Origin of the sequence: Vibrio nitrifigilis (assembly GCF_015686695.1) — a bacterium.
GTDB classification, from domain to species: Bacteria; Pseudomonadota; Gammaproteobacteria; order Enterobacterales; family Vibrionaceae; genus Vibrio; species Vibrio nitrifigilis.
In genome coordinates this window covers 151,499-166,644 of record NZ_JADPMR010000001.1, presented here as the reverse complement: position 1 = coordinate 166,644, position 15,146 = coordinate 151,499, and the positions used below count along the sequence as shown (strand labels likewise).

The 15,146-nt window shown below is 43.4% G+C and carries 15 protein-coding genes; 7 read left to right on the top strand and 8 right to left on the bottom strand.

The features are described 5' to 3' along the window. Positions 1-2: 2 nt before the first annotated feature. From I1A42_RS00745 to citS, 5 genes are all read right to left on the bottom strand, one after another. Entirely contained in the window at positions 3-1,655 is a 1,653-nt protein-coding gene (locus I1A42_RS00745; RefSeq protein WP_161156682.1) for an ATP-binding protein, read from the bottom strand. 94 nt (positions 1,656-1,749) lie between these two features. After that, positions 1,750-3,036, bottom strand: coding sequence for a sodium ion-translocating decarboxylase subunit beta (locus I1A42_RS00740; protein ID WP_408063521.1), 1,287 nt, complete (start codon positions 3,034-3,036; stop codon positions 1,750-1,752). Between the two features lie 44 nt (positions 3,037-3,080). Next, positions 3,081-4,877: a sodium-extruding oxaloacetate decarboxylase subunit alpha gene (gene oadA, locus I1A42_RS00735; RefSeq protein WP_161156684.1), complete on the bottom strand. Its 1,797-nt coding sequence runs from the start codon at positions 4,875-4,877 to the stop codon at positions 3,081-3,083. Between the two features lie 26 nt (positions 4,878-4,903). Further along, entirely contained in the window at positions 4,904-5,167 is a 264-nt protein-coding gene (locus tag I1A42_RS00730; protein WP_161156686.1) for an OadG family protein, read from the bottom strand. A 60-nt stretch (positions 5,168-5,227) separates the two neighbouring features. Beyond that, a complete protein-coding gene (gene citS / locus I1A42_RS00725; RefSeq protein WP_161156688.1) occupies positions 5,228-6,574 on the bottom strand; it encodes a citrate/sodium symporter CitS in 1,347 nt (448 codons plus the stop codon). A 272-nt stretch (positions 6,575-6,846) separates the two neighbouring features. Here citS and citC point away from each other — a divergent pair, with 272 nt between their 5' ends. From citC to I1A42_RS00690, 7 genes are all read left to right on the top strand, one after another. After that, positions 6,847-7,908, top strand: a complete 1,062-nt coding sequence (gene citC / locus I1A42_RS00720) for a [citrate (pro-3S)-lyase] ligase (protein ID WP_161156722.1) — start codon at positions 6,847-6,849, stop codon at positions 7,906-7,908. Between the two features lie 67 nt (positions 7,909-7,975). Beyond that, entirely contained in the window at positions 7,976-8,269 is a 294-nt protein-coding gene (citD, locus tag I1A42_RS00715) for a citrate lyase acyl carrier protein (protein ID WP_161156690.1), read from the top strand. Continuing rightward, complete coding sequence (gene citE / locus I1A42_RS00710) at positions 8,269-9,144, top strand: citrate (pro-3S)-lyase subunit beta (protein ID WP_196122335.1); 876 nt, start codon at positions 8,269-8,271, stop codon at positions 9,142-9,144. Before citD ends, citE begins: the two co-directional genes overlap by 1 nt. Positions 9,145-9,153: 9 nt before the next feature. Next, complete coding sequence (gene citF / locus I1A42_RS00705; protein ID WP_161156694.1) at positions 9,154-10,680, top strand: citrate lyase subunit alpha; 1,527 nt, start codon at positions 9,154-9,156, stop codon at positions 10,678-10,680. After that, positions 10,680-11,216, top strand: coding sequence for a citrate lyase holo-[acyl-carrier protein] synthase (gene citX / locus I1A42_RS00700; RefSeq protein ID WP_161156696.1), 537 nt, complete (start codon positions 10,680-10,682; stop codon positions 11,214-11,216). The genes citF and citX overlap by 1 nt, the downstream gene beginning before the upstream one ends. Then, positions 11,194-12,141, top strand: coding sequence for a triphosphoribosyl-dephospho-CoA synthase CitG (gene citG, locus I1A42_RS00695; protein ID WP_196122333.1), 948 nt, complete (start codon positions 11,194-11,196; stop codon positions 12,139-12,141). Before citX ends, citG begins: the two co-directional genes overlap by 23 nt. Positions 12,142-12,594: 453 nt before the next feature. Continuing rightward, positions 12,595-12,888, top strand: coding sequence for a Fis family transcriptional regulator (locus tag I1A42_RS00690; protein ID WP_161156700.1), 294 nt, complete (start codon positions 12,595-12,597; stop codon positions 12,886-12,888). Positions 12,889-13,218: 330 nt separating this feature from the next. Here the strand turns inward: I1A42_RS00690 and codA are convergent, their stop codons facing one another. The 3 genes from codA to hrpT all read right to left on the bottom strand — a co-directional run bounded on the left by codA (position 13,219) and on the right by hrpT (position 15,141). Next, complete coding sequence (gene codA / locus I1A42_RS00685; RefSeq protein ID WP_196122332.1) at positions 13,219-14,460, bottom strand: cytosine deaminase; 1,242 nt, start codon at positions 14,458-14,460, stop codon at positions 13,219-13,221. A gap of 146 nt (positions 14,461-14,606) precedes the next feature. After that, positions 14,607-14,975 carry a hypothetical protein gene (locus I1A42_RS00680; RefSeq protein WP_196122330.1) on the bottom strand — a complete coding sequence of 123 codons (369 nt, stop codon included), beginning with the start codon at positions 14,973-14,975 and terminating at the stop codon, positions 14,607-14,609. Then, positions 14,935-15,141 (bottom strand): HrpT family type III secretion system protein, encoded by a 207-nt coding sequence (hrpT, locus tag I1A42_RS00675; RefSeq protein WP_196122328.1) that lies wholly within the window; start codon positions 15,139-15,141, stop codon positions 14,935-14,937. The genes I1A42_RS00680 and hrpT overlap by 41 nt, the downstream gene beginning before the upstream one ends. Between the last annotated feature and the right edge of the window lie 5 nt (positions 15,142-15,146).

Genomic DNA, 15,146 nt, shown 5'->3' with positions numbered 1-15,146 from the left:
GTTCAGCTCTTATTGGGTATAAAAATTGAAAATATTGTTCCTTGAGGCTCAGCTTCATCTATTAATATGGTACCTTCCGCTTGGGTCACATATTGATGGACTAAGTACAGTCCGATGCCGTGACCTGGCTGATTTTTACTGGATACACCTTTAGAGAAAAGCGTGTCAGAGATTTCGTGAGGAATACCAGTGCCATTGTCTGCCACTTCCATCACTAGCTCTTCTCCTGAATCGGTTAACAGTAAAGTAATCACCTTATTACTTTGCGGGTTTTTCAGTGTCGCTTCAAATGCATTATCCAATAAGTTACCTAAAATAGCCGCTAACTCATCTGGGGTCATACATGTAGGTTCCTGCTCTAATTGGCAGGTTGGATCAAATTCTAGAGTCAACCCTAACTCTTTAGCTCGGGTATATTTCCCTAGTAACAGTCCTGCAACTACCTTGGATTGAAAGGTTTGGGCGATAAAGTCGACCAATTGTTGCTGTTGCTGTGTTTCTTTACGAATGGTGTTAATCGCTTGATCATAAGCACCAATTTGTATTAATCCTCCAATCACCGAAAGTCGGTTTGCAAACTCATGGCTCATGACTCTTAAGCTTTCATTGTGCTGGCGGATTTGTGATATCTGTGATGTTAGTGTATTGAAATCATTGCGTTTTCTAAAGCTAACCACCCAGCCTATATGGGAGTCGCCGTCTTCAATATTAACGCGATTCGCGACTAACGTTTCACCATTACAGGTGATCAACTCATCTTGCATGAGCTCTTCTGCTTTAGACTCATACTCACCGAAGGCATTAGCACCAAGGAAAAACTCACAAGGTGTGACATATTCTTGAATAGAACGGCCAATTAAAAATTGCGGTGGATGCGGAATACCTAGCGTATCTAATGCCTTGGTATTGACCGAAAGAATTTCACCTTGCCGGCTCACTGCAATGGTTCCTTCGTAAACACTTTGCAATATAGAGTTTTGTAAATGCAAATTCATGGCAATTTCTTCTGGCTCCATATCAAACATTTGTTGCTTAATATGGCGGGTAAATAGCCATGCGCCGAGCGAAGAAAAAATCATGAGTACAATCAGTGCGAATATTACCGGGTAGGAATAAAACATTAGCCAATAACTTACGCTATCGAGTAAATACCCGACAGACACCACGCCAATGATTTTTCCGTCCGGTGATTTTATTCCTGCCTTACCACGAATGGAAATGCCGAGGCTTCCTTTCTTCATGGTGGTGTAACTTGTGCCATATTTGAGGGCTTTAATATTATCGCCCCCGATCATTGGCATCCCAATTTTGTCTTTTTCAGGGTGAACGAGTCGAATTCCCTTCTTATTACCAATAACAATAAAATCAGCATCAGTGATTTTCTGAAGTCTGTCTACATATTTCTGAATTTTATGGATATTTTTCTCTTCAAGTAATGCGACAAAGTTCGGGTCACTAGCAATTTCTTTCGCTTGGATCAGGGCTTTGGTTGTAACCTGATGTTCAAGGCTGCTACTTAACGATTGGTGAAAGAATCCAGCCACCAAAAATAGCTGAGTAGCGACAACAGCAAGAAGTAATAAAAATACCCTTTGCTGAAAAGAAAGGTTACGACAGATAGTTTTATGCAAAAAAGACGAAAGATTGTATGCCATAAGGGGAGTATACGGTGGTTAGAAAATATAAAAATTGATTGGGGTCTAAAACCCCAATCAAATTTACAAAATACTCAAAAAGCTATTGAATTTATTAGCCTAATACGTATTTGATCATCACGCCAGCGGCAACAGCAGAACCGATAACACCAGCGACGTTTGGACCCATCGCATGCATTAATAAGAAGTTTTGACTGTTAGCTTCTAAACCAATTTTATTGGATACGCGAGCGGCCATAGGAACAGCAGAAACCCCAGCAGAACCAATCAATGGGTTAATTGGATCTTTACTGACGCGGTTAAGCAGTTTGGCCATTAAAACACCGGCTGCAGTGCCAACGCAGAAAGCAATAATGCCCAAGCACAAAATACCGATGGTTTGTGGTTGCAAGAACTTATCTGCCATCAATTTAGAACCAACAGAAAGGCCCAAGAAGATGGTCACGATATTGATTAACGCATTTTGCGCTGTATCAGAAAGACGTTCTACTACACCACATTCACGCATCAAGTTACCGAAACAGAACATACCAAGTAGAGGTGTTGCTGAAGGCAGTAACATGGCGATCAGTACCAATAACATTAATGGGAAAATGATCTTTTCCAATTTGTTTACTTGGCGTAACTGGCTCATTTTGATTTGACGCTCAGCATCCGTGGTTAGTGCACGCATGATTGGCGGTTGAATCATAGGCACCAAAGCCATGTACGAGTATGCCGCTACTGCAATGGCACCAAGTAGTTCTGGTGATAGTAAGCTAGAAACATAAATCGCGGTTGGGCCATCTGCACCACCAATGATACCGATAGCAGCCGCTTGAGCGACGCTAAAGTTCATCACCCCTAAAGAGCTTAAACTTAATGCACCTAAGATAGTGGTAAAGATACCAAATTGCGCAGCAGCACCGAGCAGTAACGTTTTAGGGTTAGCCAATAGCGGACCAAAGTCTGTCATTGCACCCACCCCCATAAAGATTACTAATGGGCCTGCGCCTGATGCGATGATCACGCTATAGAATTGGTGCAACATACCATCAGTGTATGAGTACTGTTCAGCGAGAAGATGCAAGTTCGCCAACTGTGTTGGTGTTGCTGAATGAATCGCTTCTTTCAATACAGCCACGCTGCTTGTTGCACCCACATTTAATACGTGAGCAAATGCGGCTAACACATCTGGTTTGGCTGCATATAGTGCGTTTTCAACGGCTGACATGGCAAGGCCTGCATCTGGCAAGTTTGACAAGATGCCGCCAAAACCGATTGGAACGAGAAGCAATGGTTCGAATTGTTTCACGATAGCAAGATAGAGCAATACGAGCCCAATCACTATCATGATGGCTTGACCCCAATTAAGGTGGAAAAAGCCAAAGTCATTCACCATTGCGATGATATTATCCATCATAGTGGTAACTACCTCACCTTAAATTACGCTAAAACCAGCAGAGAATCTCCAACTTGAACAGAATCGCCTTCGCTTACGTCAACACTGCTTACAGTTCCTGCGTGAGGTGCGCGGATTTCGGTTTCCATTTTCATCGCTTCAAGAATTAACAATACATCACCTTCAGCCACTTGTTCGCCAGGTTTTGCTTTAATTTTCCAGATGTTACCAGCAAGAGGTGCATTCATTGTTTCACCTGCACCTACTGGGGCTGCTGGAGCGGGGGCCGCAACTGGTGCTGCCGCTGGAGCCGCTGAAACTTGGCTGATATCACCACCTTCAGTCACTTTCACCACATAGCTTTGGTTGTTAACAGTAATGGTGTAAACGCCGTTATCAGCAGGAGCTTTAGAGTTCGCCACGGTTTTTTCTTCCTTAGTTTTAGCTTGCGGTACAGGTTCGAATGCATCTGGGTTGTTGCGGTTTGCGAGGAATTTCCACGCCACCTGATCAAATAGAGCGACCATCAATACGTCATCAATTACGTTGTCGCTAAGTTGGATGCCTTTTTCTTTGGCTTGTTGAATAACGCTTTGTTGTAGCTCAACTATCTCAGGTGCCAGTTTATCTGCTGGGCGACAAGTGATCGCTTCGCCGCCGTCAAGAACACGTTCTTGAAGAGCGGTATTCACTGGTGCAGGAGTACGGCCGTATTCACCTTTTAAAATCCCCGCCGTTTCTTTGGTGATGGTTTTGTAACGCTCACCCATTAAGACGTTGATAACAGATTGTGTACCGACAATTTGCGAGGTTGGAGTGACCAATGGGATATAACCAAGATCTTCACGCACGCGAGGGATTTCTTCGAGTACTTGATCCAATTTATCCAAGGCATTTTGTTGTTTTAGCTGGCCTTCCATGTTGGTTAACATGCCGCCCGGTACTTGAGCAATCAAAATACGTGAGTCAGAGCCTTTCATCATGCCTTCGAATTCATGATATTTTTTGCGCGCTTCACGGAAGTAAGCCGCAATTTTTTCTAGCTTGTGCAGATCTAAGCCAGTGTCGTAGCCTGAACCTTGCAGAGTCGCAACCAAAGATTCAGTTGCTGGGTGACCATAAGTACCACTCATGCTTGAAATAGCGGTATCAACACGGTCGACACCTGCTTCGATGGCTTTAAGCAGAGTCATATCTGCCATGCCAGTTGTTGAGTGACAGTGAAGGTGTAATTCAACATCAACTTGTTTTTTCAGGGTAGAGACTAATTCTGCAGCTTTGTAAGGCGTTAAAATGCCTGACATGTCTTTAATTGCAATAGAATCAACACCTTCTTCAGCTAACTCTTGTGCTACGTTTACCCATGTTTGTAAATCGTGAGCAGGGCTGGTGGTGTAGCTCAAAGTACCTTGTGCATGCGCGCCTTGTTTTTTCACCGCACGAATGGCTTGTTGCATGTTACGAGGGTCATTCATCGCATCGAAGACGCGGAACACATCCATGCCGTTTTTCACTGCACGTTCAACAAATGTATCAACTACGTCATCAGCATAATGACGGTAACCCAAAAGGTTTTGACCACGTAGTAACATTTGTAGTGGCGTTTTTGGCATTGCTTTCTTTAATGCACGTAGGCGTTCCCATGGATCTTCGCCAAGGAAGCGAATACAACTATCGAAGGTTGCACCGCCCCAGCACTCTAGAGACCAGTAACCGATATCATCGAGTTGTTCCGCAATAGGAAGCATGTCCTCAAGACGAAGACGAGTTGCAAAAAGAGATTGGTGGGCATCGCGTAATACGACGTCAGTAATACCAACACGCTTGGTTGCCTGAGTCATCTCAAAATTCTCCTTTGTTGTATTTTTTAATTAGCTTGTCTTTGAGCTCTGTGGTGATGTACCGCGGCAGTTAATACTGCGATCAATTGATCATCTTGTGCGGGATTAGATACAGGAGCAGACTGAGTTTTTGTTTTCGATTTTGGCGCAGCTGGTGGCGGCGCATAACGCGCAACACACTTAGACATTACCGTGATCGCAAAGACTAAAAAGATTAGGAAGATAAAGACAAAACCCATCCCGAGGGTGAGTAGGTTAACGCCTTCCATAAGTAACGATGTTTCTTGCATATCAAGTTTTCCGACAGAGAGAAAAGGCGCGCAAAGCGCGCCAGTGGAGCAAGGGGGTGATTACATCAACATGCCAAATACCACGCTCGCGATAACCAGTACGATACCGCCACCAAGACGGGAGGAAATTTGAGCGTAAGATAGAAGGCTCATACGGTTAGAAGCAGCCAGTACTTCCAAGTCACCAGAACCACCGCGGTTAGCCATACATAGGCCAGCAGTGATTGAGGATTCAACAGGGTAGAAGCCCATAGCCCAGCCACCTAGAGAAGCACCAAGGATAGCGCCAACAACGATTAGGCCAGCTAGAATGACGTTAGTGAAAGAGATAGCACTAATAACAGCACCTAGATCAGTATAAGCAATACCAACCCCCACCATTAATACCCAGAGAAGTTGTTTAGAGAAGAAAGCTGATAAGCGTTTTGCACCCTCTTTGATTTCGTCTGAGCATAAGCCAAGCGCGTTTATAATAGCGACGATAATAACCATATAAGCGAATGTATGAATTTTTACGTCACCAAAACCTGGCAAAATATCTTTTGATAGAGAAGAAGAAAACGTATAAATACAAGTAGCTAGCATTAAGCCAATTGCAATTTCACGTGGGGTTACGTTAACGCTTTTTTCTTCTGATTTAACATCAAAGCTTGAATTACGAATTAATTCACCGTTACCTGTTATTGTTGGGTATCGTTGGCCTAACCCATTCAAAACAGCAGCAGCAACAATCGCAATGACGTTTGCAATCGTTAGAATTGCAATAGCGACAGAGTAATATTGTTCTTTTGAACCACCGGTTACAGAGGCATAAATTTCAGACAAAGGAATGGCGCCAGCACCGTTACCACCACCCATGATAGGCAGTACGTACATCATCATCATTTTCGCAGGGCTGATACCAAAAACCCAACCACCTAGTATGCCAAGTAAAGAAGCACCAGCAACAGCAGCAAGGATGGTTGGAATGTAGCCAGCTAAAGAGCGAAGCAACAGTTTACGGTTAACCGCAAGAATAGAACCGGTGATTAAAACGGCGATAAAAAGGTTTAAAAAGCCGGTTTTTTTCATCACATGGCTAACAGTCGTGATTTCATTTTGATGTAGCCAACCCATTTGGACAAACCAAGCGGCGACTAAGAAAATCATAACCGGAGCGCCACCGATATATTTATTAAAAATAGGTAGTCGTTTACCTATTTCGCCAAATATAGCGCCCACAACAAACATAAAGCCAAAACCGCCGACAATATTGCTTGGAAGGGTATCGGTAAAATGTGCAATTGCTATAATAGCGGCTAATACAGCAAAGAGTGGTAGAGGTACGCCGAACACTTTACTGTCTTTTAATGAAAATCCGCTTGAAGCAGATGCATTTGTATTTATATGTAGGGTTTTTTCGTTCATTTTTATTATCCAGCAGGTTAATAACACCTATTCAATGTATGGGATTAATTTCCCGATATTTGTGAAAACTGTCATTGATTAAAGTGGCGTTTAAAGTCTCAATGACTTTTATGGTTTTTAATTAATTTTTGTTTATTTTTCAGTATTTTAAAAATTAAAAACATTAAAATCATAAAGTACTTTTATTCTGAATAATAAAGTGATTCGGCTCGATATTTTTATTGTCCAAACCGAGCACTATTGCTGCCGTAAAGAGATAGGTGAGGCACGTGATGTTGGAGAGTTACACTTTTTCTAGGATATCCATCAAGCAGAGCAAACGAATGCAGGCTGTTAGGCAATTTTTGTCTCTACATGATCTAGGGATTGATGAAGATGTGGAACGATTTGTAGTGGCTTATCAGGAAGATATGACCATTATTGCCTGTGGTGGATTGGCAGGTAATGTTTTGAAGTCAATCGCCATTTCCCCCGAACTGCAAGGCACAGGGTTTGCTTTAACATTAATGAGTGAATTAACGAATTTGGCTTACGAGCTAGGTCGGTTCAATCTGTTCTTATTTACCAAACCCACTAATGTTCCTATGTTCAGCCAATGTGGTTTTTACTTAGTCGAAAAAGTAGAGCCTAATGTGGCGTTAATGGAAAACAGTTCTTCGCGTCTTAAAACCTATTGTCAGGAACTCTCAGCAAAAAGAGTGGAAGGGAATACCATTGGTGGCATTGTGATGAATGCCAATCCATTTACTCTAGGTCATCAATACTTGGTTGAGAAAGCGTGTCAGCAGTGTGATTGGGTTCATCTGTTTGCCGTTAAAGAAGAAGGTAATGAATTCTCCTTTGACGGTCGACTAGCCATGATTCGTGCGGGCACTGAGCATCTGAAAAACCTGACAATTCACACCGGTTCTGATTACATTATTTCGAAAGTAACATTCCCCACTTACTTCATAAAAGATCAACAAGTGATCAATTACGCCCACACGGCGCTTGATCTTAAAATTTTCCGTAACGCGATTGCTCCTGCGCTTGGTATTACTCATCGTTTCGTGGGTAGTGAGCCATTGTGTCCTGTGACCCGTCATTACAATCAGGCCATGCGTCAATGGTTGGAAAAAGATCTAGAAGAAAAGGGTGGACCTGCTATCGAAGTGGTGGAAATAGAACGGTGTCAGCAAGGGGCTGAACCTATTTCGGCGTCAAGAGTTCGTGACCTACTGCGTACGGCAGACATTCCTGCAGTGCGAAGTCTTGTGCCACAAACGACGTATTCGTACATCAATCAGCACTACATCGCCCCGACGCAAAATGCAGCGAATTGTGTCTCCGTTTAGTCACTAATGCTTTTGTGAACGTAGTGCTGGTTGTTTTTTTTACAAACTATTCATCAAGGTCGAACCAATGAAAATTTCTCACCCCGCGTTTGCGGGAACACTGGAATCCAGTGATCTTCAGGTCCGTATCGAACCTAATGTGAGTGGCGGTATTGATTTGTCTCTAGACAGTACCGTCGAGCAGCAGTTTGGTAAAGCGATTCGAAATGTTGTATTGGAAACTCTTTCTAACATGAAAGTAGAAGATGCCAAGATCATTATCGAAGATAAGGGTGCGTTAGATTGTGTAATCAAAGCGCGCGTGCAAGCTGCCGTGTTACGTGCTTGTGCTGAACAAGAGATCGATTGGAGCCTCATGTAATGATTAAACTTCGTCGCAGTATGCTGTTTGTTCCTGGTGCTAACGCAGCAATGCTGAGCAACACTTTCATCTATAAGCCAGACTCGCTAATGTTCGACTTGGAAGACTCTGTGTCTCTACGTGAAAAAGACACCGCACGTATGTTGGTTTTCCATGCTCTTCAACACCCAATGTACCAAGACATCGAAACAGTGGTTCGTGTTAACCCTCTTGAATCAGAATTTGGTCTAAAAGACTTGAACGCTGTTGTTCGCGGTGGTGCTGATTGTATTCGTTTGCCAAAAACAGACGGTCCAAATGACATCATAGAAATGGAAAAAGCCATTGAACAGATTGAGATTGCTTGTGGCCGTGAAGTCGGTAGCACCAAACTATTGGCAGCTATTGAAAGCGCACAAGGTATCAATAACTGTGTGGACATTGCCCACAGCTCAAAACGTTTGATTGGTATTGCACTCGGCGCGGAGGACTATGTTCGCGATTTAAGAACTCAACGCTCGCCTGAAGGGATTGAGTTGTTATTTGCTCGTTGTTCTATTCTCCAAGCCGCTCGCTCTGCTGGCATCATGGCATTTGATACTGTTTATTCAGACGCTAATAACGAAGAAGGCTTCCTAAAAGAAGCTGAACTCATTAAACAGCTGGGCTTTGACGGTAAATCTTTGATTAACCCTCGTCAAATCGACATGGTTCACAACGTTTTTGCACCTAGTCAAAAAGAAGTGGATTACGCAAATGCTGTGATTGAAGCAGCAGAAGAAGCAGCAGCTAATGGTTTAGGTGTGGTTTCTCTTAACGGCAAAATGGTCGATAGCCCAATCATTGAACGCGCACGCTGGACACTTCAACGTGCTGAATCTGGTATCAAACAGTAAGGTAGTGTCATGAGTGTTAGTACTTTAAATAATCCCCTCACTGCTGAAGAGATGGAACGTTATTCTTTAACTCCTTACACTGAAGCTCTGAAGTTGACTCCGCACTTGGCGAATGAGTCAGATAAAAAAAGCCGTAAAATGAAAGCTTCTCTCGCTGAAGCAATTAAAGATCTTGGCTTAAAAGATGGCATGACGATCTCTTTCCACCACGCATTCCGTGGCGGCGACAAAACCATCAATATGGTGATGGATGTGATTGCAGAGTTGGGCCTTAAAAACCTAACGTTAGCATCAAGTTCATTAACTTCAGTTCATGCACCGTTAGTAAAACACATCAAAAATGGTGTGGTGTCTAAAATTTACACCTCTGGTATTCGTGGTGAATTGGCTGACGAAATCTCTCGTGGTCTTTTAGAAGAGCCTGTACACATTCACTCACACGGTGGTCGTGTACACCTGGTTCAATCTGGCGAAATCCACATTGATATGGCCTTTATCGGCGTACCTTGTTGTGATGAGTTTGGTAACGCAAATGGCTTCAAAGGTAAATCTATCTGTGGTTCTCTAGGATACGCAAAAGTAGACTCAGAGTACGCGGATAAAGTGGTTATGCTGACTGAATCTTTGGTTGAGTATCCAGCGTACCCAGCATCAATTCACCAAGACAACGTAGATGCTGTTGTTCAAGTTGAAGAAGTTGGCGACCCAAGCAAAATTGGTGGCGATGCCACTCGTATGACCAAAAACCCTCGTGAACTTCTGATTGCAAAATACTGTGCAGACGTCATCGAAAACTCTGGTTACTTCAACAACGGTTTTTCAATGCAAACAGGTTCAGGCGGTGCATCACTGGCTGTGACTCGTTTCCTAAAAGAAAAAATGATTCGTCAAGATATTCGCGCATCATTTGCTCTAGGTGGCATCACAGCAACGATGGTTGACCTACATGAAGAAGGTTTGATCGAGAACTTGTTAGACGTTCAGTGTTTTGACTCTGTTGCGGCTGAATCATTGTCTCGTAACCCTCACCACATCGAGATCTCAGCGAACGAATACGCTAACCCATCGTCAAAAGGTGCGGTTGTGGATCGCTTAGACGTAGTTATCTTGAGTGCTCTAGAAATCGATACTCAATTTAACGTAAACGTTATTACTGGTTCTGACGGCGTAATCCGCGGTGCATCCGGTGGTCACAGTGATACAGCGGCGGCTGCTAACCTAGCGGTTATCGTTTGTCCGTTAGTTCGTGGTCGTATTCCAACAGTCGTTGAAAAAGTGACTAACGTTGTGACTCCTGGTTCAACAATCGATGTATTGGTGACTGACCAAGGTATCGCAGTTAACCCTAACCGCCCTGAAGTGAAAGAGCGCTTAATTGCGGCTGGTCTACCAGTAATGGAAGTGGCTGAACTACAACAACGCGCTGAACTACTAACAGGTAAACCAGAACCTTTAGAGTTTGAAGAACGTACTGTTGCTTTCGTTCACTACCGTGATGGTTCTATCATTGATGTAATCAAGCAGGTAAAAGAGTAATGACATTTTCAACCGATTCTGAGGTGAGCTTAAATGAAATGCTTGACCGTAAAGAGACTCGGGTGAAACAACAACAAGAGTGGCTTAAACGCCACTCTCTTCCCATTGTTTCATTTACTGTCAATATGCCCGGTCCTGTAAAAATGAATCAATCCAGCCGGATTGTGATGAATACCGGGTTAGAAGCGATCAAGTCTATGTGCCAACAGCAAGGTTGGACAATTGTTGGTAGCCAAAAAGTGATTGAAAACACCGGACCAGAAGCTTTCTTCTCTATTCAGGCGCCTTCGGCTTCCCTCCTAAAAAAAGCCATGATGAATATTGAGTCTAATCACCCGTTAGGTCGGTTGATGGATCTCGATGTTATTGATGTTGATGGAAAAATTATCTCTCGCGAAGGGACACAGATGGCAAGACGTCGATGTCTCATATGCAACGAGGATGCTAAAGTGTGCGCTCGTTCACGTCGTCATGATTTAGCCACGCTGTTAGCGAAAATTGAGGAAATGACCCATGACTATGAATGCTACGCTTGAGTTATTGATAGACTTTCCCCAAGAGGTGACCGTGGCTGCTCCTTCACCAAGTAAACGGGCATTCAGCTTACCCAAACTTGTCTCGCATCTGGCATATCACGCGATGATGCTTGAGGTGCACCTCACGCCAAAACCGGGTCTTGTTGATACCGTCAATAACGGCTCTCACGATGATATGACGTTAGCTACATTCATTGCGAGCGCAGATGCAATTGTGCCTTACCTTGAACGTTTTGTTGCTTCAGGTTCCCATCATGCCCATACCCCTGTTACCGATTTACTGAGTGTGTTACGCCCAGTGGGTATTGAAGCCGAACGAGCTATGTTTAAAGCTACCAACGGTGTGAATACGCATAAAGGGATGATTTTTAACTTGGGCTTAATTTGCGGCGCTGTGGGTTGGCTAAAAGGTAAAAATTTAAAAGTCGATGAGCTGCATATCAAAGAGGTGATTCGTCAGTCTTGCCAGTTTTTGGTTTACGATGAGCTAAAAGCATGTACTCAGCGTGAAGCGGCAACGGCTGGAGAGAAAATGTATCAGCAATACGGTTTGACTGGTGCTCGTGGTGAAGCCGCATCTGGTCTTAGTACTGTTATGAATCACGCACTGCCAGCGTATCGTGAATGCCTAAGTGAAGGCGTTTCTACTGAGCAAGCGTTATGGCATACATTGCTGGTTATCATGGCCAATAATGATGACAGTAATTTGGTAAATCGCGGTGGTATCGCGGGTTTACGATTTGTTCAGAATAGAGCAAGCCAATTACTGGAATTAGGCGGGTATCGATACCATAATATAGAGAGTGAACTGATGGCGTTTGACAAGGATTTGATCGCCAAGCACCTAAGTCCTGGTGGCAGTGCTGATCTGCTGGCCTCTTCTTGGTTAGTTCACGAATTAGTACAACTTTTTGATAATGAGTAATTTGGCTATGTTCCCTATTTCAGGGTAAGTGGCACTCTGCTTTCGCCTCCCCCTAATGACAGAGTTGAGTGTCGCTTTTAGCCTTTTGTCACCCCATACATAACTGCATACCTTTGCTTTTTTCTTATCGCTTTTCTTTACCAATTCTCCTCCTACCTCATACCCTTTTTTTGTGCACCATTAGGTTCCTGTTTAGGAAGGGTTGCTGGTGGTCAAAAGGTCTGTTAACTATAGATTTGTTTTTAAATTATTGATTTTAAATGGTTAATTATAATTTTTTGCGTCACGACATCATCTTTTGGTTAGGAGGGTTACCTGTAACCCAAAAGCTATTGAACCTGAAATAGAGTAAGAGGAATGTTGGTAGATATTAAAGATTAGAATGATGACATTAACGTTTAAGACAATGTAGAATAAAGCCGTTTTAAAGGTGTTAATTAGGAAGTTTGCTTCATGCGCAAATCAGATAAGAAGGTCGAGAACCTAATTAGAGAGGTGTTGACCGAAGTTTGTGAAGATACGTTAAAAGGCTACGATGGTTTCCTTTGGGTGACTCATACGGTCAAATTCTCTTCTTTTCCACAAAGCTTAGAAATAGTCTGCGTATTCGAAACGAATCAAGATAGAGCAAACTTTTTAGAGGGGGAAGGCCGCCAGCACGTCTCAACAACTGTCCAAAAGGCGTTTAATAAGGTAGGGGTGCAACTAAAGAACGTAAGTAAACAAATCAGTTACGAAACACAGTAAAAGTGTGCGTGCAGTCATCAATGAAAGTGAATTAGTACAAATTAGTGTTGTGAGTATCTAAGACTTTAATCTACGAGCTTTGATAAAAACTACCTACCTTCTTAGTCAGGACGACTAATTCATGCTTACTTAAATCCAGAGCTATGCCTGATTTCCTTTCACAAACTCACCTTTGTCCAAAGTAAGTTCCGAACTTTATCGTCACAATAGAAACGAACTTCTGCAGGAAGCAAGTTTCAAGCTCTAACGCCCACCGACAGAATTCAGTAAAGTGGTAACCTTGGCAACGAAGGTGTCTGTGATTACCACTTTGAAATGGGGGCCGCTCAATTAGAGCGTGAATCTGTGGTTTATTTGCGAAGGAGTACGAGAGAGCAGCAGCTCGCCATGACGCACTGACCACAATACCTCAGATTGTTCGCGAATCACTTCTACATCATCAGCCCCATCTAAGATAATAAAGTTGGCAGGTTTGCCTACCTCGATACCATATTGGTCACTGATATGTAGCACTTTTGCGCCGTTGTCGGTGATAAAATCGAGTCCATGATTGAAATCTTGATACCCCATCATATGACAAGCATGTAACGCGAAGTCGAGCTCGCGTAATAATTTGCCATTACCAAGGCTATACCAAGGATCTTGAATGGAATCTTGGGCTAACGCGACATTCATGCCTGCCGCAGTCAGTTCTTTAATGCGAGTAATGCCACGGCGTTTAGGTAGCGTATCAAATCGACCCTGCAGATGAATGTTGGAGGTTGGGCAAGAAACAAAGTTGATGTCAGACATCTTCAACAAGCGAAACAGTTTCGAACAATAGGCGTTATTGTATGAATGCATGGCGGTTGTATGGCTTGCAGTGACTCGATTCCCCATACCAGATTCTAATGCTGCAGTGGCAAGCACTTCTAAAAAACGCGAAGCTTCATCGTCAATTTCGTCGCAGTGTACATCCACCAATTTGTTGTTTTGACGGGCGAAATCCATCACCCAGCGCATCGATTCCACACCATATTCTCGGGTAAACTCAAAGTGAGGGATACCACCGATAACATCGGCGCCGATCTCCACCGCAAGTTTCATTAGCTCTTTACCGTTAGGGTAAGAAAGAATGCCTTCTTGAGGAAACGCGACGATTTGTAAATCCATCCACGGTGCCAGTTTTTTCTTCAACGGCACAATCGCTTTTAACGCAATTAACTTAGGATCGGTAACGTCAATATGAGTGCGGACATGCTGTACACCGTTATCGGCTAATAGGCGGGCGGCTTTCGTTACGCGGTGTTGCACATCTTCTGTGGTCAGCATGGGTTTGCGTTCAGCCCAACAAGCGATACCTTCAAAGAGCGTGCCGCTTTCATTCCAGCGTGGCTCTCCGACCGTCATGACAGCGTCGAGGTGAATATGAGGCTCCACAAACGGTGCACACAGCAGCTTTCCTTGTGCGTCTATATCCGCATTTTCGTGAATGGTTTGGGATTGAGCTGTAATCTGCGAAAAATAGCCATCTTCACAGATAATAGTAAACAGCTCTGGTTGATGGCGCAGGCGAGCATTAATGATTTTCATAACAACCTCTCAGTATCCATACATGGGCAGTCATACCCAAGCTTTTGTCGTCTGCTTGGGCACACTCATACTATGACACGAAATCAACAATGACCCAATGTTTTCAGTTGGTTGGTATGAAGTGAGAGCATGATATCACGGCTCACCTATAGTGCTGATTCAGTGATTGCGATTAACTGCTGAACTAACCGTAGTTGATCGTTATTATTCATCTCTGGTTGCACTTCTACCCACCAACGCCAGTGCCCGTTTTGTGGATTAAGTGGTTTGCAATACCTATCTCTTTCAAGTTTATTCCCCACTTGGCGTAATACATTTTGAACCCATTGGATAGGAAAATAGCTTTGCTCAACCCATAAAATAATGGCTCGGTGCTCACGAATGGTTTGACAGCTAAGTGACAGACCTTGTTGTAAAGGAAAATGATTGTTTGCATGAGGCGCTACATTTTGCAGCCATTGTTGTAAGCGTTGTTCAGTCATATTTTCCCAAATCATAGGTTGTGGTGTCATCATCTTTATTCACCTTGTCTCGAAGAGCTGGCCCCCACCAAATGACCAATTGAGTCGGAGAAGACATCTCTCGATCACAATGGTTGGAAAGACATTGATGACTAGTGGTTTTCGCAGTACAGCCAGCTAATAACGTGATAACAGCAATGCACAATATCCTGAATTTCATCGTTC